Raw genomic sequence first — 20,571 nt, forward strand, 5'->3', positions numbered from 1 at the left:
ACACCACTAATTTTAGGGGGGGATTACCCCAGAACCGTCCGTCAGCTGTTCTGAAAACACGATGGATTCAACCGTACGCGCCCAGCCCCCAAAGGGCAGATAAGCACTTGGATCCAAGGTCCAATTGCTGGCAGCAGAGGATTGCGTGAACTCAAGAGACACAGGATTAAAACACGGTTCAGACACCGCATTGTAGCTGTTTCCAGCAAAGACGATATTACGCATTCGAGAATTGTCCAGCGTGGCAAATGTCGTATCCACTTTCTCTGCCCGATCAATACTGCCGTTCAGCGATTTGAACGTATTGCCCTGCACCGAAAGACCTTGAATGAAATGGCCGCTTCCATAAGGCTTTACGACGATCCAGCTGAACCAATCGGCACTGTCGTTAACGGTGAAAATATTGCCGGTGATGGTCAGTCCGCCAAAGGAATATTCGGACGCGAAATCTGGTTCGGCATCATGTTCATTGGTCATTTCAATAAACGAGTTATCGATATAATTGCCCGTGATGACGGATTTCACATTCGGGTAAGTGAACACAAGACCCGCCATACGTGGGCTGTCAGTGTCAGTGTCGCCTTGGAACCAATGATTGCCGGTAAACAAGTGACCATTCCCGAATACGATGCCCGTGTGGCCAAATCGTTGGAAACGGTTGTCGCGGACTTTGGCGTCATTTGCGTTCACGTTGAATGCGATGGACTGACGCGTTTCTGCACGGATTGATTGTTCGCTAGAGACAAAGAAACAGCGATCTATGATCAAATCCTGACAGCCAGAACCCGACGATGTGATACCGCGATTGAGTGGCGATTTGAAATGGCAGTCACGTATCTGAAAGACCGAGCCGGACAATCCAAGCAACACGCCAGATGCACGACCGTTGCACAAGAATTCAACATCATCGATGACAAGCTGCGACAGCTTAGAGAAACCGCTGAAATCGAAGATATATTTATAGCGTGTAAAGGTATAGGTTTGGTTGGCGCTGGCTCCATAAAGCGGTTGGCTTAGCTCCAGTGTCTGCGCCCCGACGTTCACCGACGTCACATAGACTTCACGCCCAACACCGTTGCCTGTGACATGACTGCCCGGTTGAATGTTGGCGATATTCGACACATTGCTCAGTTGGCGCTTGTTGGTAACGGAATAGGACGCGGAAGACGTCGAAACATCTAAATCCCAATCCGTTGAGTCCTGACAATTGAGTTGCCCGTTGCGGATCACGCGACGCACTTCAGACGTGGTTTTATTCTCCACCGCCGCCTGCATATCGATCGGACCGTAAAGTTCAATGCGGCGACCACACAGATCAAGGCTATCGTGATCGGAGAAATTCAAAAGCGCTTGAAACGCCTTTTTAAAGGCCAAGACCTCATCCTCGAAAGCATCGATATAGGAATTCAAATGAAATTCACGACGCAAGGCCAGCCGCACATTATCGGCCATGGTCATGGTGCCTTCGAAAATGGCCTCATGCACCAAAGTCACATTGCTGGTTAGCAGATATGTGCCTTGAGGAACAAGAATTTTACGCCCATTTGCCGCGGCATCAGCAGCCTCAAAGGCATCAGAACAATCCGTCGTGCCATCGCCAATCGCGCCGTAATCGCGCACATCAATAATTCCGATACTGTCCGCCAAAAAGTATGACAAAACATCTTCGATTCGAATGTCATCGATGCGAATGGACCCACCATTTGCTCCCGTTAGATCAATGCCGAAATGCCCGTAAACGGCGTCCAATCCCCAGGCCATATCAACGCCGCCGCGCGCCCCTGTGCCAACGATGGCCGAAACCTCAACAACTTCACCGTACGACGTCAAGGTCACCTCTGGGCCGATTGTGTTGAAAAACTCTGTCACGGCACCTGATAGGCAATTTTTGTAGGAAAATGTTCTGAAGGCGTTGCAAAGCAGCCGAAGATACGGCGCTTGGCTCGTGAATTTAGAACATTGTTCTGCATTTCGAAGAGCGCCGAGAGCCTCAAGGACTTTTTCAACACAATCGGCGAATTCTGTTGAAAAACTCTTCCTTGATCTGGTGCCCATTCACTGATTCAATTCCTTTATTGATTGGAGGATTTGGCGATGATGGGACCGAAGCAGGAAGCGCAGGCGGCACTGTTTTATGAGTTTTCTCTGGAAGAGCATGTCCCGCAAGATCATCTGCTGCGGTCGATTGATCGGTTCGTCGATCTGGATGACATTCGACAATACCTAGCTGAGTTTTACAGCCATACAGGTCGCCCGTCGATTGATCCGGAACTGCTGATCCGGATGCTGCTGGTTGGCTATTGCTTCGGTATCAGATCAGAGCGCCGGTTGTGCGAAGAGGTGCACCTGAACCTCGCGTATCGTTGGTTCTGCCGCCTCGATTTATCTGATCCGGTGCCAAATCATTCGACATTTTCCAAGAACCGCCATGGCCGTTTTCGTGAAAGCGCACTGCTGCGGCATCTGTTTGAAAAGACCGTTGCCCGGTGCATCGCAAATGGCTTGGTCAGCGGGCAGCGTCTTGCCGCAGATGCCAGCTTGATTGAGGGTGAGACCGAAAATAAATTGATCTGGGGGATCAATTTGCGGTCGAACGCGAACAAGCAGAACTCAACGCCAAAGGGCGATTGGGATCGCAGCGCCATTGATCCCGTTGATGCGCCCCGCGCTGTGAAAGAGTATTTGGACGTTCTGGACGATGCTGCTTTCGGTGCTGCATCTGAGGTTGAACCCAAGTTCACATCTCATTCTGATCCAGCAAGCCAGTGGACAGCGGCACGCAAAGGCCCTGCGTTTTTTAGCTATTCCACCAATTACCTAATCGACACAGACCACAGTGTCATCGTGGACGTTGAAGGCACGCGCTCGATCCGACAAGCTGAGGTCGGCTCGGTGCGCACCATGTTGAATCGGATCAAAAACCGACACGACATTAATCCAGAACGGCTGATCGCAGACACAGCTTACGGTTCTGGCCCAATGTTAGGATGGTTGGTGGATCGCAAGATCGCGCCGCACATCCCGGTGATAGACAAAGCAGGTCGGACAGACGGCACATGGTCCCGCACCGACTTCGAATGGGATCCCGAAAACAACCAATACATCTGCCCTGAAGGGGAACCGCTCAAACAGTTCCGCCGGAACTATTCCGACCCAAACCGTAAGCCCACGGGCAAAGGCGTTGCCAAGTATCAGGCTTTAAAACACAGCTGCCAAGCCTGCCCGTCAAAGATGAAGTGCTGTCCAAAAGCCGATGCACGCAAGATCACCCGTGAAGAACACGAAGATGCCCGTCAGGTCGCCCGCGACATTGCAAAAACAAAGCAATATGCGATCTCGATGCGGCTGCGAAAGAAGGTCGAAATGCTCTTCGCCCACCTCAAACGGATCTTAGGGCTGGGGCGGCTCCGATTAAGAGGCCCAAACGGTGCTAATGACGAATTTTTACTCGCTGCAACCGCCCAAAACCTCCGCAAATTAGCCAAGATCTTTCCTGCACCGCAGCAAACGCGAAAAGCCTGATCAGAAAGGCGCTTGCGCCGAATTTGGAAGTCCCATTTCTGCACTCGCAACCGTTAGTTTTTCAACAGAATCGGCCTGTTTCTGTCACACCAGACACGTGGCTAAGCGACGCATCACCGGCCCAACCCGCGATCCGTACAGTTGGCAAGTTGCCCGACACACATTTGACGCGCGCAGTGATCTGCAAATACATTCCGGGCTGCAAAGGCGTCTCGCCCATATAACGCAGTTTTGTCGTGGTGCTTTGTTTGACAATCTCAAGCGCGCCGCCAAAATCGGCATCAGCGGCCACAAAGGCAGCGTTGGCGGCCCCGTCATAGGTTGCCGAGCCCGGCGTTCCATCTTCGCTGGACCATACGCCCAAACCGTTCGCAAACGCTGGTGGCATAAGCACCAGCCCTTCAGTAATGGCCTTGTTCATCCGAACCCCTTTCACACATCTCTTAGGTCACATGCGCAACTGGTCCGGCAAAGCATTTGCCAGTCCAAGAAAATCACTCTCACTTTGAAAGTCATGGCAGCGCATGCCCAGACACCAACAGTCTTACCGCAGGGGAATAACGGGACGCTTAAGGAGGCGTGCGCTTAAGCCGCTGTGCACGCAACGCAGGTCTAACACCCGTAATCAAGTGAACGGGGTAAAGACAGGCTTGGCTCAAATATAAAAAATCTCCGGTGCGATGAGACAGTCCCATATGCGCCGGAGGCTCTTTTCAAATCGACAGTTCTTATGCGTGGATTAAACCAGTTCGCCACTCAGGCCTTGGTCTATCAATGCGATGCTCTCATCCACGCCATAAAGCGCCATGAACCCACCAAAACGCGGCCCTTGAGAGGCCCCCAAAAGCACCTCGTAGAGCGCCTTGAACCAGTCGCGCAGATTGTCAAAGCCGTGATTTTTACCAACAGCAAATACGATGGATTGCAAAAAGTCGCCATCAGTCATGTTGGCCTCAGGAAGCGCATCGTCATTTCCCATCATCGCGTTTTTCTTGACGATTTGCTCAAGCGCCGCTTCGGGCGATGCCAAGGCTGCTTTCAAATCTTCAAGAGCAGCACGTTCTTGATCAGATGGGGCGCGGAAGGTTTTTTCAGGCTTCACGAAATCGTTGTAATAGGCCACAGCATAGCCAACAGCCGCATCCAAACCGGGATGCGTTTCAGGCGACGCGTCAGGGGCGTAGCGCTGCATAAAGCCCCACATTTGATCTTTTTCTTCGGCATTGGCCACCGATGCCAAGTTGAGCAACATCGTAAACGGCACAACCATATCCGATGTTGGCACGTCCTTTCCGTGGATGTGGAACACAGGGTTTGCGGCTTGCTGATCTGGCGTCTGCGTTGGGTATGCGCGCAACTGTTGATGATATTCATCCATCGCACGCGGAATCACATCAAAGTGCATCCGTTTTGCGGTCTTTGGCTTTTGGAACATGAAATAAGACAGGGATTCGGTCGACGCATAGGTCAACCATTCATCAATCGTCAGGCCATTGCCTTTCGACTTGGAAATTTTCTCACCGTTGGCATCCAAGAACAACTCATAGCTAAAGTTCTCAGGCCGAGTGCCGCCCAAAATGTCACAGATGCGGCCATAGATTGGCGCGTTGGTCGAATGATCTTTGCCAAACATCTCGAAATCCACACCCAAAGCCGCCCAGCGCGCGCCAAAGTCAGGCTTCCACTGCAATTTTACATTGCCGCCAGTGACAGGCACGGTCCATTCCTTGCCGTCTTCGTCGTCAAACGTGATGGTGTAATCGTCTTTGTTGACGGATTTCATTGGCACATACAAAACGCGCCCCGTTTCAGGATGGATCGGCAAGAAAATCGAATAGCTCGCCGCACGCTCTTCGCGCAAAGACTTGAGCATGACTTTCATCACGTCATCATATTTGTCGACGGCCTTTTTCAAGATTTCATCAAATTGGCCTGACTTGTACTGCTCAGTCGCGGAATAGAATTCGTAATCAAACCCAAAGGTGTCCAAAAACCGGCGCAGCATGGCGTTGTTGTGATCGCCAAAGCTCGCATGCGTGCCAAATGGATCAGGCACGGCCGTCAGCGGCATTTGTTCCGCTTCTTTCAGCATCTCTTGGTTCGGCACATTCGACGGCACTTTGCGCATCCCGTCCATATCGTCCGAGAAACAAATCAAACGGGTCGGAACGTCCGAGATCACCTCAAAGGCGCGGCGGATCATCGTCGTGCGCAGCACTTCGCCAAAAGTACCAAGATGCGGCAGACCTGAGGGGCCATAGCCCGTCTCGAACAGCACATAGCCTTTTTTATCCTTGGATTGCTCATACCGTTTCAAAACCTTACGAGCCTCGTCAAAAGGCCAAGCTTTGGAAGTCATACCAGCGGTGCGCAGGTCAGTCATGAGAGCAATCCTTGAATCGATTTTAAAAGGGGCAATCAGAATATGCCCCGTGCAAGCCAGCTACCTATTGCGCAAGGCCCATGGGGTCAAGAAAATGCTCACACAAATGCGGCAGATCGCAGCAATTCTATGGGGCAATACTTGTTCTTGGGACCGCTTGAGCCTAAGTTCAATCCTATCACAAGCCAACCGGAGCACCGTGACCATGACTGACACCGCACATTCTCTATCCGCCCAAGATTGCCTTGTGGCCGTCATGATTGCCGTGTCGATGTCAGACGCCAATGTGCGCACCTCTGAACTTGTGGCTATTCAGACCTTCATCAATCATCTGCCTATTTTTGTCGATTTTGATCCCGACCGGATCAAAACGGTCTCTGCCATCGTGATCGAATTGTTTTCTGAAGAAGACGGGCTGGACGCACTCTTTGGTTTGATCCGCGACAACCTACCAGAGCGCCTGTTTGAAACGGCTTATGCCCTGGCCTGCGACGTGGCCGCCTCAGATGGCACCATTCGCGAATCCGAGCTGCGATTGCTAGAAGAGATCCGCTATGAGTTGAATTTAGACCGCTTGCATGCCGCCGCAATCGAGCGCGGCGCACGGGCGCATTACGTCACGCTCTAACCCCGCCCCCTCAGCTGCCGTACACGACAGCCCAGCGTCGGATCATCGCCTGCTGCAATCGCTTGGCACGGGTGTTGAACGTCTTAGCTCCGCGCGGCACCTCATTGCCCTGCGCTTTGGCCGCAGTACGGGCTGACAAATCCGCCGCGAAAACCGCAAAAGTCAGTCTTTGCCCATCTGGGGCCGTAACATAGCCCGCAAGCGTCGATACAAAATCCAATGTACCTGTTTTGGCATGAATATCGATATCGGGTGATTTGATCACGTTGTAATCGCCATCACGGGCCGCGATCGGTTTAAGCAAGGGCCCGATAAGGGGCTCGATCCCCTTTGCTGACAGCAAGCGCACCATGTCTGACGTCGTGACAATAGACGCCCCGCCCAAGCCTGAGTGATCGACAAAGTCCACGTGTCGTACGCCAAGACGATCTTTGGCCCAAAGCGACATCGCTTGGGCAGAACTGCGCAAATCCATCGGATCAAGCCCGCGTTTACGACTTGCAGCAAGCCCTATGACCTCTGCCGTAAGATTGGTCGAGTATTTCAACATATCGCGCACGATCTTGGTCAAATCGATGCTTTGCAATTGCGCCAAACGCATGACGTTTGCGGGCAAAACCTCTAGACGTTCTGGATTTGGCAAAGACACCCCCTGCCCGCCCGCGACAGCGGCAAAGACTTCTCCCGCATAAAGCGCGGGCAAACGCACTGGCAACCAACGCGCGCCGCCATTGCCCAGCGCAGATCGTGACACCGTCCAGTCATCCCGTCCGACACCCGCCGTATGATCAAACACCGGCAAACCTCGGTCTGCGATTTTCATCTGCGCGATACGCACCTTGGGCGCAAATCGTTTGGCCCGTGCATCCATCACCAAATCAAACGCATCGCCGCGCTTTTTCCACTCGAAATGCACACGGTTGTAATTAACGTTCAACCCCGTGATCGTCGGGTTATAGCCAGCGTATTCTGTTTGTTGATGATCGATATGCTCAATACGCGGCAAGGCAGCGCCAAACACGTAAAATTTGCCTGTGACACCTGTCACACCCATCCCAGCAAGCTGTCCCGCCAAATCGCCAAGGCGATCTGTGTCGAGTGTCGGATCACCGCTGCCCGCCAAAATCACATCACCTTGAATGACGCCATTTACAAGCGCGCCTGTGGCGAAGACATCCGTGGCAAAAGTGAAATCACCGCCCAGATTCTCTAACGCGTAAATGGCCGTGATCACCTTGGCCACCGATGCAGGCGGCAAGCGCAACACAGGTCCGTGCGCCTCTAATATCTCGCCCGCCTCATTCGCGACAGCGTAAGACACAGCGCCCGAAATTTTGGACGCTTTGATCAAAGCCTCGCCCGATGGCACCGACATTTTGTGCAAATCTTTAGGGCGTGGAATGGGATAGGGCGATGAGGTGACAACAGGCACGCCAGCGCTTTGAGCCATTGCCGCCCCCGCAGCACCGCCCAAGAGCAACCCAAGGGCTGCGCGGCGGCTAAAAGACTGAACAGATTTCTGGCGAGGATTGTGAGACATGTGCGGAGTTAACCTTGATCTCAAGGCCTCTGCAAGTCGCGGGCGTGGCAAAATTGTGTAATTCTTCGTGATCAACAGCAAGACCAGCAGCAAGATCGTCAACGCGCCTGTGAACGCCTCAGTCGCGCCTCCATGCGCCCGCGTTGCGGATTTCCGTTGATGACGCGTCATTCATCGGCACGTTCACGAAACACCACGCAGGCGTACCGATGCGCCCCAATAGATGCGAAGCACGCGCAGGCACACGCGCGCGCTCGAAAATGCTTGCTGCCACCGATGTGCGCGCCGCAATCCGTTGACCGGGCCGTGCGATCACACCGATGGGCGTGGTCGCCAAGATTCCTTGCCAGTTTTGCCAGTGATGAAACTGCTTTAGATTATCCGCCCCCATCAACCACACGAACGTCACGCCGGGATAAATCTGATGCAGCCTGTCCAACATCTCGGCCGTATAGGTCGTGCCCAAATGCCGTTCTATATCTGTGACCTCGACGCGTGGATGCAGCATCACCTGACGCGCATGCTCCATCCGCTTTTCAATCGGCGCAGGACCAACGGGTTTGAGTGGATTGGCAGGGCTGACCAGCCACCACACACGGTCCAACCCGAACCGTTTCAGCGCCGCCTTGGTGATATGCACATGACCTTCATGCGCAGGATCAAAAGATCCCCCGAGCAAACCGATCACCTGACCAGCACGAGCATATGGCAAAGCGTGACGCATGAGCGCAGGTTGTGGTGGGGAAATGCTTTTGTGTCAATTGTCTAAACACGCTTCGCGTGATGTGGGGTTGCCAATGCGAGGGCATTCTTCCGCAAAGGCCCCTATTGCTTAATCAACAACTCTGGTTCACGTTCTTTAACAAACGTATATATGGCCAGATTTGAATTATGACTGACAAAAGATACCAAGTATTTATTAGTTCCACCTACGAAGACCTCAAAGAAGAACGGCGGGCGGTCCAAGACACTTTGATCAGCATGGGAGATTTCCCTGTTCAAATGGAATCCTTTCCAGCTACCGACGAAGAGCAACTCGAATATATCAAACCGCTAATTGAGGCCTGTGACTATTACATTTTAATAATTGGCGGGCGGTATGGATCGCTCTTAGCAGACGGTAAAAGTTATACAGAAAAAGAGTTTTTACACGCCGCTGCAACAGGCGTGCCTGTTATTGTTCTTGTGCATTCAAATCCAGAAGAATTGCCGCGCAACAAAACTGAGGAAACCTCAGAAGGACACGAAAAGCTTAAGACATTTACAGCATTGGCATCGGACGGTCGCATTAGAAAAAGTTGGAACACGACAGACGGGTTAAAGCTATGTGTTCGAGAAGCTGTTGATCATGCAAAAAAGACCAAAAAACGCACAGGATGGGTAAAGGGCGACACGGTTGCCAGCACCGCAGCGCTTCAAGAACTTGAAGCGCTGCGTAAAAAGGTCAAAAAGCTTGAAACTCTCAATCACCCAATCTTATTGGAAATGGCACCACTCAAATTGCCAGAATTGAGTGATACGGTTGAAATTGAGCTTGAACATTCAAATATCTATTCGAGATTTAATTCAAGCGCGAAAATACGCGGTACATGGCATGAGACATTGATAGCTTTTCACATGGGAGCGATTGTCTCGCTCAACGCATTTGGCGGAGATACAAGCTTTCAAATCGAAAAAGAAAATACTCGTAGAAAAATGGGAGGCCTGCTCGCAAGAACCGTACTAAAAGGTGCGCGCCCAGCAAATTCTTATGACGTATCAGAAACGTCTTTTGCATTACTTGAAAGCTATTTCATTGAAGCATCACTGCTAAACGACGATGGTGTGAAACCATTTTCAGAGCTTGCTCGAAAGTTAGCTCGTCGTTTTACGATTGCAGGTACCCCCCTAAAAAGTTTCGAAGTTATTGAGGGAGAAATTTCTGAGTATAAAGCGCTTATGCCAGACGAAGAGATCCCCTTCTAGCATTCACTTCAATAGCGACACACCGCCCCTTCCCCTCTCCCTCCACACAGGGTAAACCGTCTTAAATCGTTATTCTCCAAAGGAGCGCGGCTCATGGCAGCTAATAAATTCGTTTACTTCATGGACGGCGTGTCCAAGACCTACCCTGGCGGGAAAAAGGTGTTTGAAAACATCCGCCTCAACTTCCTGCCCGGTGTGAAAATCGGTGTGGTTGGCGTCAACGGCACCGGTAAATCATCGCTCATGCGCATCATGGCGGGGCAGGACAAAGAGTATCAAGGCGAAGCATGGCTGGCCGAGGGCGCAACCGTAGGCTACTTGCCGCAAGAACCTGTGCTTGACGAAACACTCGATGTGCGCGGCAATGTGATGCTGGGCGTTGCGGCGAAAAAGGCCATTCTGGATCGCTACAACGAATTGGCGACGAACTATTCTGATGAGACCGCCGACGAGATGGCGCAGCTGCAAGACGAAATCGACGCGCAGAACCTGTGGGATTTGGACAGTCAGGTGGACGTGTCCTTGGAAGCGCTGCGCTGCCCGCCCGACACCTCCGGTGTTGCTGATCTGTCTGGTGGTGAAAAACGCCGCGTGGCTTTGTGTAAATTGCTGCTAGAAGCGCCTGACATGTTGCTGCTCGATGAGCCGACCAACCACTTGGACGCCGAAACAATCGCTTGGTTGCAACAGCATTTGATCGATTACAAAGGGACCATTCTGATCGTCACCCACGACCGTTACTTCCTTGACGACATCACGGGTTGGATCTTGGAACTCGACCGTGGCGCGGGCATTCCATACGAGGGCAATTACACCTCATGGCTTGAACAAAAATCCAAACGTTTGGAACAAGAAAACCGCGAAGATAAGTCCAAACAAAAGACCCTTGAGCGCGAACTTGAGTGGATGCGTCAATCCCCGAAAGCGCGTCAAGCCAAGCAAAAAGCGCGGATCAATTCCTACAACGAATTGGCTGGGCAATCTGAACGCGACAAAGTTGGCCGCGCGCAAATCGTCATTCCAAATGGCCCGCGCCTTGGCAACAAAGTGATCGAAGTCCAAGGTTTGAAAAAAGCCATGGGCGACAAGCTTTTGGTCGAAGACCTGTCCTTCTCGCTGCCCCCTGGCGGTATCGTTGGCGTGATCGGCCCGAACGGCGCGGGTAAAACCACTCTGTTCAAAATGCTCACCGGCCAAGTGCAGCCCGATGAGGGCACTGTCGAATATGGCGACACGGTCAAGCTGTCTTACGTGGATCAAAGCCGCGATGATTTGGATTCCAACGCCAATGTGTTTGAGGCCATTTCTGACGGCCAAGACATCATTATGCTGGGTGATGCGGAAGTGAACGGACGCGCCTATTGTTCGACCTTCAACTTCAAAGGCGGCGATCAGCAGAAAAAAGTCGGCATCTTGTCAGGCGGTGAACGCAACCGTGTGCACATGGCGCGATTGCTGCGCTCTGGCGGCAACGTGCTGCTACTCGATGAGCCGACCAATGACTTGGACGTCGAAACACTTCGTGCCTTGGAAGACGCGCTGACGGATTTTGCAGGCTGCGCCGTGGTCATCTCGCACGACCGCTTTTTCCTCGACCGTATCTGTACGCACATCCTAGCCTTTGAAGGCGATGCGCATGTGGAATGGTTCGAAGGCAACTTTGAAGACTACGAAGAAGACAAAAAACGCCGCCTCGGCCCAGATGCGCTAGAGCCAAAACGCCTGAAACATAAGAAGTTTGCGAGGTAACAAAACGCGAAAGCGTTTTGTTACGGGAGTGCGAGGCAGCTTGTTTTCAAAGAAAACACGCGTTCGCGCTCCTTTCGGCATCAAGCGCAAGGGTTGCGTCAAACGCAACTGAATGCTCTTATTTAGATGCCTAGCTTTTAAAAATAGCGCTTTAACAATTCGAATTGCATACTGGAGACGACATTGAACTTTGAACGAATTTCTCGAGAAAACGGCAAGTGGGACGCACTTTGGAAAGAATGGGACCTAGCTTGCTCCGAATACGACGAATCTATTTCTGAATATGCCACAAGCTCATTGAGTATTTTACACCCACTGGCAAACGATCCGCAGGTCGCAAGTGCTGGCGTATTTGGTTTGTTTCAAGACGATCAAATTCTTGCGACATGCCAACTTAATGTGTGTGGCCTCCCAGGATACACTGGGAAGGTAATTCGCCTTCGGCATTTGGTATTGGCACCCAAATTCGACTTCGATGAAAGCAGTACAATTGAAGATTATGTGCAAGTGCTCACTGAAGTATTCGCCGGTACGATTGCGCAAGCGAACAGCACTATGAAGGCGAAACACGCTAAATTGCACTTCCGCAGCCCCGCGGATAAACAGTTTTTTAGTGATATAGAGCTAAGTTTGAAAAAGAGTTCAGCGTTTAGCAGTGTAGCATTGAAAGGCTCATGGCTTTATGTAAGCTTATAGTTGACACATTTGACTTGTAGACCAACACTTGATAAACGCGCTTTATATTAATTCTGGAGTCTTCCATGACCAAGCAAGATGAAGTTAAATCCGCTATTGAAACAGCGGTTAGGTTCGCCATTAAAAATATGGGAGTTGATAAATTTAAAAAGACTTCCTTCTTTGGGTCGAATGATCCTGAGCGAACACAGCTTGATCAAGCAGCATAACAAAAAGGCCCAGCAGTTTGCTGGGCCTTTTTGTTACCGATAGACCCTCGCGTATCGCTCTCAAATATCAGCCGCGAACACCAATCCCAAAACAGCCTAGGCTGTGGATTTATTGGCCTCGCCTTTGATTTTAACAGCGTCTTCAACAGCTTCGGCTTTGACCTCTTCAGTCGCGGTTTCAACAGCCTCTTCGGCCACCTCTTCAACAGCCTCCTCAACCACAACTTCTGGCTCTGGCGCGGGCAAAGCCAGCGCTTCGTCAGGGAACTGGTCGGGCAGTGCAAAACTGACTTCATTGGTCACAGGGTTCACCGTCACGGCAGGCATTTCGGGCAGCGACGCGATGGCCTCATTCAACTCGCCCACAAGACGTTCAAAGCTTTGGCGCTGGGTTTCAATAACCGCTTCTGGTTTCTTACCGCGCCCGAATTTTAGAAATTTGAACATCTTTTTCCTCACAGATTGTCGTTGATAGATTCTCTTTGCATATGCAGCATTATGCAGAACCACCCGTTCACGCACGGTGAATTTCGCGTGAGATCACTCAGTTCTGGATGCGCAGCGGGAATTCGCCGCCTAGAGATAGGAAAAGGAGACATCATGCACATTATTTTAGCAACGGCACTGACGGCACTCATAGCCCTTATCGCGGGGGTCACCAGCATCGCCGCACAACTGGGCGCGCATCCATGGTGGGCGAACCAAGTCATTCTGGTCGGCGCCCCCATCGGGATCGTTTTGGGCTTGGTGCTTTGGGGGGCGCGCCTCAACCGCGTGTTGCGCCTGTGTCTTGGAGTGGTCGCATTGGCCGCGGCCTTTGGAGTGGCGAAATACGGCCAGATCGGTTTTGCCAATTCTTACGCAGAGGACCAATTAGCAGGCAAACTTTGGTACATGGGCTGGATCGCAACATCGGCAGCCGCCAGTCTTTTGCTGATGGCCGCTGCCCGATCAAAAGTTGCAACGTAATAGGGTGTCAGCCTTTGGACACCGCGATCAGATCACGAGTGCTGTGACCCAAAGGCCAATGCCAAAGGCCGTATGCGCCAACAAACCTAAGCAACGGTTTTTCCATGGTGTCGGCGTTTTGGACAAAGCCCAGCCCAGGCCAAGGCCGGGATGCAACAAAAACCATCCCGCGCCGATGGTCACAATGGCAAAGACCCACGCGGGGAAGAATGTCGGGGCGGCAAGCCAGCTTGGCCCTGCGATCATCACGAATATAACGCCGTAAACGAGGCCAACCACATAGTGAAACACCCAGCCGATGGAGGTTTCGCGCGGCACGGGCGCAGCATTTGAAATCGCGCTGTGAAACACGGTGCCGTTGCGCAGATGGGCAACCCATCGCCCGACATTGCCCCAATTCGGCAATGGCAACCCGAGCAACCGATTCAGAGCAAGCGCCCAAATATCCATCGCAATGGTGCCGCCAAGCCCCACCGCAAGCCCTGCAATCAATATCGCGCCCATTTTCCCTACCCTTCGAAACTCTATAAATAGTGGTTTATATTGCTGTTTTCACAAGATCATGCAAATGGCGCAAGATGCAATTTACGCAATCTTGCTCAAACGGGCTGTGCATTCGAAATGTCTTTCCTTACGCGCGGATATGTGATCTATAGGCGGTGCGACGTTATCTCTATCGACCCTTCTGTTTTCCCTTATCCGGCACTCAGTCTTCGATCAGACACCTGACACGCCGATCTGCCGCAATATCGTGGGCAGTGATTAAGGAGAAAATACAATGGCTAATGGCACAGTAAAATGGTTCAATTCCACTAAAGGTTTCGGCTTTATCGAGCCAGAAGGTGGCAACAAAGACGTGTTTGTTCACATCTCTGCTGTTGAACGTTCCGGCCTTACAGGTCTTCGCGACGGTGCGAAAGTTACTTTCGACATCGAAGCTGGCCGTGACGGTCGCGAATCTGCGATTAACTTGACTGTAGAATAAACTACACTCTCGTTTGAGATAACGCTCGGTGCTTTTGCATCGGGCGTTTTTTTATGCCTGATCACTCTAATGATATAAAAATGGCGCGAAGTTTCCCTCGCGCCTTTTGTATATGTCACTCGAAAAAAGTCTGCTGTGACGCAGTCACTTCTTTTTGACGAATTCCGTCAGAATCACGATACGCTGACTTTCCACGCGTCCCTCGATATGCCCTGCATTGTCTGCAACCAACGAAATGCCACGCACAGCCGTGCCGCGTTTGGCGGTAAATCCGCCGCCTTTGACGGGTAAATCCTTAATCAACACAACCGTGTCGCCCGCTGACAAAACAGCGCCATTGCTATCGCGATGGATCACATCAGGCCCGCCAGATTTGGCCCATTCCTCGACCTCTGGTTCAAGGTAGAGCATTTCCAGCGCATCTGCCGCCCAAGTTTCCTCAGCAAAGCGGGTCAGTAATCGGTAGGACAATACTTTTACAGCATCTGATTCAGACCACATCGATCCGGTCAAAGCGTTCCAATGTCCGTCCGGTACGGCCTCACCTTTCAAACCACCTGCACAGACGTCACATAAAGCGACCTCATCGTGACGTGGAGCCACGGGCACTTGGGTCAAAGTGCCTGTCGCACCACAAATTTCACATTCAGACATATTGCTCTCCTTGATTTGAGCGAACCCTAGGCCTGCGCTCGAATCAGAGCAAGCAACAAACCGCCATTTTTGGCGCTTAGCACTGGAAACTGGTTCGCAAACGGATCATATTAAAGAGGTGTCCCGCGCATCTAATTGGATCAAAACCTATGACCCTTCAGACCACACTGATCGCGGCAGCTTTATGCGCAACTGTGTCAACACCCGCTTACGCCTTCAATGCCCGCTTGGAAGGTGACGCAACAGAGGCCATGCGAGGTCGGCTGTCATCCGCATCGGCTATTTTAGAGGCTGAGCGTGACGGAACGACCGAGCCATCCGACATCATCGCCGCCGTTCAATCCGACTATCGCACCTTGCTCGGAACACTCTATCGGTCAGGGTATTATGCCCCTGTCATTCGTATTTCGGTCGATGGACGCGAAGGCAGTACATTGTCGCTGATCACTTTGCCAAACAGCGTGGAAGACATCGTCATATCCGTCAATACAGGCGATAAATTTACATTCAAAACAACAACCGTCGCCCCGCTCGCGCCGCAAACAGAGCTGCCCGCGGGATTTTCCACGGGGCAGACCGCAAAGTCTGGCGAAATCGGAGCAGCCAAAGACAGCGCAATTGACGCATGGCGTGCGGCATCATACCCAAAAGCAGCCCTGTCGTCACAATCCATTGTCGCGGATCACAATACCAAAACCCTCGACGTTGCCCTTGGCATCGCACCGGGCCCCAAAGCTGTCTTTGGGCAATTAAGCTTTTCTGGCACCAAACGCGTGTCGCAAGAGCGGCTGACGGAAATCACCGGCGAGATCGAAGGCAAAGCCTTCAACCCTGAAACGCTTGAAACCGCAGCGGCGCGTCTGCGTAAAACCGGCGCCTTTCGATCCGTTGCCATAAGTGAAGCGGAAACACTGAACCCCGATGGCAGCTTGGACGTCACCGCAACAGTCACCGACGCCGCCCCGCGCCGCGTCGGGTTTGGCGCAGAGATCAATTCCCTCGAAGGCGGCACATTGTCGGCTTACTTTATGCACAGAAACATTTCGGGCAATGCAGATCGCCTGAGGTTTGATGCCGAAGTTGCCGGGCTTGGGTCTGATACAGGCATCGATTACACTGTTTCGACGACCTACCGCAGACCCGCGACGACGCGTCCGGTCTTGGCGCTCGTCGCCGAAGCAGAACTGGCGCGCATAGATGAGTCAAACTATCTGTCCACCTCGGCCACGGTGTCGGTCAGCGCCGAAGTGACTTTGTCTGACACAACCTATTTCATCGGCGGCGTCGGATATCGTTACTCTGATGTCTCGGATGACCTTGGTGATCGCACATTTTCGCATTTCATCCTACCCATTGAAGGCGCGCGCGACTCGCGCAACAATGCGCTGAACCCAACGTCCGGCACATATTTTGCCGCCGAAATTATGCCATTCATCGGCTTTTCAGGCTCAGCAACCGGCGGGCGCCTGTTTGCGGATATGCGCGGATACAAAGGGTTCGGAGACGACGACAGATTTGTGCTCGCGGGCCGCTTCATGGTCGGCTCTATCATTGGCAGCGATGTCACGGAAACCCCGCCTGACTTGCTATTTTACTCAGGTGGTGGCGGCACTGTACGCGGACAGCCTTACCAATCTCTTGATGTTGATTTAGACGATGACACCTCGACAGGTGGAGCGAGCTTTATTGGCCTATCGACCGAATTACGTGCAGGGATCACCGACAATATATCCTTGGTTGGTTTCGCAGATGTCGGTGGTATTGGCGAGAATGCGACACCGGATGACGCAATGAACTGGCACGCAGGCGCAGGGCTTGGGCTGCGTTATGACACCGGATTTGGCCCTATCCGCCTCGACATTGCGGCCCCTATTTCGGGCACGACAGGTGATGGCGTGCAATTTTATGTTGGAATTGGACAAGCGTTTTGAACACTCGTTTTGCACTCATAGCCATCGCGTCCTTGCCTTTGATGACGGCGGCGCTGGCCCAAGATACATCTGACGATACATCACGAGACCGGTCGTTGATTGTCGGGTTTCTCGAAGACAATCTGTCAGGCGCTGGCCGTGACATTCGGATTGATGGTTTCAAAGGCTTTTTGTCTTCCACAGCCACGATGGGCAGCCTGACCATATCCGATAGCGACGGCGTTTGGTTCACGTTGAACGATGCGGTGTTGGACTGGAACCGGTCGGCCTTGTTGGCAGGTCGTCTGGAGATTGAACAGGTTTCAGCCGCCTCCATCGAAGTTTTCAGGCGCCCCATATCAGAAGAGTCATCCGCCGCCCCAGAGGCCAGCGTTTTTTCTTTGCCCGAATTGCCTGTCAGCATCGACATTGGTGAAATCACAGCCGAAAGTGTCAAGCTGGGGGCAGATATTTTAGGACTTGGCGAAGCTGTCGAGCTGTCAATTTTAGGCGCAGCCACGCTTAAAGATGGTGATGGGTCTGCTGAGCTGGAAATCAAAAAACTATCCGGCCCTGTTGGGGCCTTCACATTGGACGCAGCTTACAACAACGCAGACGCCTATTTTGATCTCGACCTGTCGCTGACCGAAGGGCCAAACGGAATTATCTCTACGCTGATCGGCTTGCCGGGCGCACCCGACCTATCGCTGGTCGCCAAAGGCGCGGGCCCGCTTGATACCTTTACCGCTGATATCGAATTGGCCACTTTGGGCCAGCCCCGACTGTCAGGTACAATCGGGTTGTCGACGGTGATTGAAGCCACTGTGACGGATCAAATAGGATCACAAAGCGTGACCACAGACAACATAGAGGCGATCCAACCCAAGGCCCGCGCCTTTTTTGCGGACATCCGCGGCGATGTCACCCCACTGTTCGATTCTGCTTATGCACCGTTTTTTGGGGCCTCTTCCGCATTATCAGCTAAAGGGACATCCTTTCCCGACGGGCGCTTGACGTTAGAAGCCTTCTCGCTTGCGACGGACACCCTATCTCTGGACGGTGCTGTGGCCATTGGCACAGATTCCCTGCCCACATCCTTTGACCTGTCAGGCGTGATTGCCAACACATCTGGGGCCCCCACCCTATTGCCTATTGCTGGTGACAAGCAGTATTTGCAGCGCGCTGAAATCTCGGCCCAATACGATGCATCAAGGGGCGACACATGGACCGCCACAGCGCATCTGCTTGACTACACCCAACAAGATGTCGCCATCGGTGATGTGTCTTTGGACGCATCCGGCACCATTTCGCGCAGACCAAATCCTCAAGGATCGACCCTGTTGCGGGCCTTCGATGCCAGCCTCGAAATCATCGCGGACGGTATCGACCTAGATGATGCCACCTTGATGTCAACCGTTGGGTCCAATCTGTCGGCACAAACAAAATTGTCATGGCGCGATGGGACACCATTGGTGCTTGAAGCCGTCTCCATCGACGCAGGCGATGCAACCATGACCGCAGACGGCACCATTTCCGGCTTAGACAGCGGTTTTACATTTACGGGAAACCTTGGCGTCGATGCAGCCCGCCTGTCACGATTTGCGGCCATCACTGGCCTGTCGTTACAAGGCAGCCTAAGCGGCGATGCCTCAGGGTCGTTCACTCCGCTTGGCGGCAGTTTTGATGCCGAAATCACAACTCAAGCCCAAAACGCACGCATCGGTATTCCCAAAGTCGATGCGCTTCTGACGGGACAAAGCCAAGTGAGTCTGCGTGCGCAACGCGATGAAACCGGCCTGACGCTTGAAGCATTCGATGTCAAAACATCAGCGGTAAGCGCACAAGGCTCTGGCGTCTTAACCAGCACGACAGCGGACTTGAACCTCACGGCACGATTGGATGATGTGGCCCGTCTCGACGCAGGTATCAGCGGACCTTTGACGGCTGTCGCAAGCGTGTCGAAGGCAACCGAAAATGGAGCGTGGCAAACCTCTGCGACGATGACAGGACCAGGCGGATCTACCGCGCGCCTCACTGGTGATATTGCCCAAAGCTTTGACACCGCTGCGCTGCAAGTGTCTGGAGCAGCCCCTCTTGGTCTTGCAAACAGTTTGACCACGGCCACGCTGCTGCAAGGCACCGCAGATTTTGATTTGCGCTTGAACGGACCGCTGGCGTTAGAATCCTTGGCAGGAACAATATCTGCGCGCACCGACACCCGCGCCGTTTTACCCGCTGCGGGGCTCGCTTTGACCTTCAACCAACTGCGTGCGACTTTGGCCAATGCAAATGCGGATATCACTGCGAATGCGCGCGCAGACACAGGTGGCAGTATTTCGGCCTCTGGGCGCGTAGGCTTAAGCTCTAATTTCGCGGCCGATATCAATGTAATTTTAAACAACCTTGTCGTAGCTGACCCTGATCTTTACACCACATCGGTGAGTGGCAACCTTGCACTGGTCGGGCCCGTGTTGAGCGGGCCAAAAATCAGCGGCACGTTAAATCTAGGGCGCACAGATGTGCGTGTTGCAACTGTTGCGGTGGGCGCAGGTGGCGATATCCCCGCGATAACGCATAAATCCGAACCTGCATCTGTACGCCAAACCCGCGCCCGCGCAGGGGTTTTGTCAGACGGGCAAGCATCTGCAAACAGTGGCAGCAGTGCTATCGCCCTTGATATCACCGTGAATGCGGCCAATCAGGTGTACATTCGCGGACGCGGCCTGGATGCGGAACTTGGGGGCAAACTGCGCCTGATTGGCACAACGGATAACATCATTCCTGTCGGACAATTTTCGTTGGTCAGAGGGCGTTTGAACTTGCTTGGGAAACGCATTGAGATGGAAGAGGGCCAACTGGCCTTACAGGGCGATTTTGACCCTAGTTTTTCTCTTGTCGCAGCCACAACGACCGATGATTTGACAATTACCATCACAACATCTGGTCAATTGAGTTCGCCAAAGATCGAATTGTCCTCTTCGCCAGAACTGCCTGAAGACGAAATCTTGGCGCAGCTTTTGTTTGGTCGTGCGATCTCTGAAATCTCTGCGTTTCAAGCCGCACAAATGGCCGCAGCCGTTGCGACCTTGACCGGTGGAGGCAATGGAATCGTCGGATCCATCCGAGACGAACTGGGCGTAGACGATCTGGATGTGACCACATCCGATGAGGGGGAAACTGCGCTGAAGGTTGGTAAATATTTGTCGGATGAAGTCTACACCGACGTGACCATCGACAGCTCAGGTCAATCCGTCATCAACCTCAATTTGGATGCCTCTGATACGGTGACATTCAAAGGGTCTGCTTCACCGGATGGGGCGACCAGCCTTGGGGTGTTTTTCGAAAAAGATTACTAAAGCGG

Annotated in this window: 17 protein-coding genes and 1 pseudogene; 10 read left to right on the forward strand and 8 right to left on the reverse strand. The window is 52.6% G+C overall.

The annotated features are described in order from the left end of the window. Positions 1 to 12: 12 nt before the first annotated feature. The gene (locus KO497_RS08755) at positions 13 to 1,869 is read right to left on the reverse strand and encodes a glycosyl hydrolase family 28-related protein (RefSeq protein ID WP_354668103.1); all 1,857 of its coding nucleotides are present in this window, start codon (positions 1,867 to 1,869) and stop codon (positions 13 to 15) included. 225 nt (positions 1,870 to 2,094) lie between these two features. Here KO497_RS08755 and KO497_RS08760 point away from each other — a divergent pair, with 225 nt between their 5' ends. Next, complete coding sequence (locus tag KO497_RS08760; protein WP_215943597.1) at positions 2,095 to 3,522, forward strand: IS1182 family transposase; 1,428 nt, start codon at positions 2,095 to 2,097, stop codon at positions 3,520 to 3,522. 73 nt (positions 3,523 to 3,595) lie between these two features. On the opposite strand, the pseudogene KO497_RS08765 reads toward KO497_RS08760, so the two are convergent. Then, positions 3,596 to 3,943, reverse strand: a pseudogene (locus KO497_RS08765) (right-handed parallel beta-helix repeat-containing protein); the annotation flags it as partial. A 318-nt stretch (positions 3,944 to 4,261) separates the two neighbouring features. Continuing rightward, on the reverse strand, positions 4,262 to 5,905 hold the full coding sequence (locus KO497_RS08770) for a lysine--tRNA ligase (RefSeq protein ID WP_215943598.1): 1,644 nt from the start codon (positions 5,903 to 5,905) through the stop codon (positions 4,262 to 4,264). Between the two features lie 205 nt (positions 5,906 to 6,110). On the opposite strand from KO497_RS08770, the gene KO497_RS08775 reads away from it, so the two are divergent. Next, on the forward strand, positions 6,111 to 6,533 hold the full coding sequence (locus KO497_RS08775; protein WP_215943599.1) for a tellurite resistance TerB family protein: 423 nt from the start codon (positions 6,111 to 6,113) through the stop codon (positions 6,531 to 6,533). A gap of 10 nt (positions 6,534 to 6,543) precedes the next feature. On the opposite strand, the gene dacB is transcribed toward KO497_RS08775, so the two are convergent. Then, a complete protein-coding gene (dacB, locus tag KO497_RS08780; RefSeq protein WP_215943600.1) occupies positions 6,544 to 8,073 on the reverse strand; it encodes a D-alanyl-D-alanine carboxypeptidase/D-alanyl-D-alanine endopeptidase in 1,530 nt (509 codons plus the stop codon). A 118-nt stretch (positions 8,074 to 8,191) separates the two neighbouring features. After that, a complete protein-coding gene (locus KO497_RS08785; protein ID WP_215943601.1) occupies positions 8,192 to 8,797 on the reverse strand; it encodes a nicotinate-nucleotide adenylyltransferase in 606 nt (201 codons plus the stop codon). A 167-nt stretch (positions 8,798 to 8,964) separates the two neighbouring features. Here KO497_RS08785 and KO497_RS08790 point away from each other — a divergent pair, with 167 nt between their 5' ends. The 4 genes from KO497_RS08790 (at position 8,965) to KO497_RS08805 (ending at position 12,692) form a co-directional block, all read left to right on the forward strand. Continuing rightward, positions 8,965 to 10,038 carry a DUF4062 domain-containing protein gene (locus tag KO497_RS08790; protein WP_215943602.1) on the forward strand — a complete coding sequence of 358 codons (1,074 nt, stop codon included), beginning with the start codon at positions 8,965 to 8,967 and terminating at the stop codon, positions 10,036 to 10,038. Between the two features lie 93 nt (positions 10,039 to 10,131). Next, entirely contained in the window at positions 10,132 to 11,787 is a 1,656-nt protein-coding gene (gene ettA / locus KO497_RS08795) for an energy-dependent translational throttle protein EttA (RefSeq protein WP_215943603.1), read from the forward strand. A gap of 183 nt (positions 11,788 to 11,970) precedes the next feature. Next, positions 11,971 to 12,483, forward strand: a complete 513-nt coding sequence (locus tag KO497_RS08800; RefSeq protein ID WP_215943604.1) for a hypothetical protein — start codon at positions 11,971 to 11,973, stop codon at positions 12,481 to 12,483. Positions 12,484 to 12,548: 65 nt separating this feature from the next. Next, on the forward strand, positions 12,549 to 12,692 hold the full coding sequence (locus KO497_RS08805) for a hypothetical protein (protein ID WP_215943605.1): 144 nt from the start codon (positions 12,549 to 12,551) through the stop codon (positions 12,690 to 12,692). 96 nt (positions 12,693 to 12,788) lie between these two features. Here the strand turns inward: KO497_RS08805 and KO497_RS08810 are convergent, their stop codons facing one another. Further along, positions 12,789 to 13,139: a hypothetical protein gene (locus KO497_RS08810; protein WP_215943606.1), complete on the reverse strand. Its 351-nt coding sequence runs from the start codon at positions 13,137 to 13,139 to the stop codon at positions 12,789 to 12,791. Between the two features lie 153 nt (positions 13,140 to 13,292). Here KO497_RS08810 and KO497_RS08815 point away from each other — a divergent pair, with 153 nt between their 5' ends. Continuing rightward, positions 13,293 to 13,661, forward strand: coding sequence for a hypothetical protein (locus tag KO497_RS08815; protein ID WP_215943607.1), 369 nt, complete (start codon positions 13,293 to 13,295; stop codon positions 13,659 to 13,661). Positions 13,662 to 13,688: 27 nt separating this feature from the next. Here the strand turns inward: KO497_RS08815 and KO497_RS08820 are convergent, their stop codons facing one another. Further along, positions 13,689 to 14,165, reverse strand: a complete 477-nt coding sequence (locus tag KO497_RS08820; protein ID WP_215943608.1) for a DUF2938 domain-containing protein — start codon at positions 14,163 to 14,165, stop codon at positions 13,689 to 13,691. Between the two features lie 274 nt (positions 14,166 to 14,439). Between KO497_RS08820 and KO497_RS08825 the strand changes: the two genes are divergently transcribed. After that, complete coding sequence (locus KO497_RS08825) at positions 14,440 to 14,646, forward strand: cold-shock protein (RefSeq protein ID WP_085848732.1); 207 nt, start codon at positions 14,440 to 14,442, stop codon at positions 14,644 to 14,646. Positions 14,647 to 14,790: 144 nt separating this feature from the next. Here the strand turns inward: KO497_RS08825 and KO497_RS08830 are convergent, their stop codons facing one another. Further along, entirely contained in the window at positions 14,791 to 15,300 is a 510-nt protein-coding gene (locus KO497_RS08830; protein WP_215943609.1) for a PhnA domain-containing protein, read from the reverse strand. Positions 15,301 to 15,449: 149 nt separating this feature from the next. On the opposite strand from KO497_RS08830, the gene KO497_RS08835 reads away from it, so the two are divergent. Together KO497_RS08835 and KO497_RS08840 are read left to right on the forward strand one after the other, a co-directional pair. Further along, entirely contained in the window at positions 15,450 to 17,231 is a 1,782-nt protein-coding gene (locus KO497_RS08835) for an autotransporter assembly complex protein TamA (RefSeq protein WP_215943610.1), read from the forward strand. Beyond that, a complete protein-coding gene (locus KO497_RS08840) occupies positions 17,228 to 20,566 on the forward strand; it encodes a translocation/assembly module TamB domain-containing protein (protein ID WP_215943611.1) in 3,339 nt (1,112 codons plus the stop codon). Before KO497_RS08835 ends, KO497_RS08840 begins: the two co-directional genes overlap by 4 nt. Positions 20,567 to 20,571 lie beyond the last annotated feature (5 nt).

The sequence above is a fragment of the Pacificibacter marinus genome, from assembly GCF_018860665.1.
GTDB classification, from domain to species: domain Bacteria; phylum Pseudomonadota; class Alphaproteobacteria; order Rhodobacterales; family Rhodobacteraceae; genus Celeribacter; species Celeribacter marinus_A.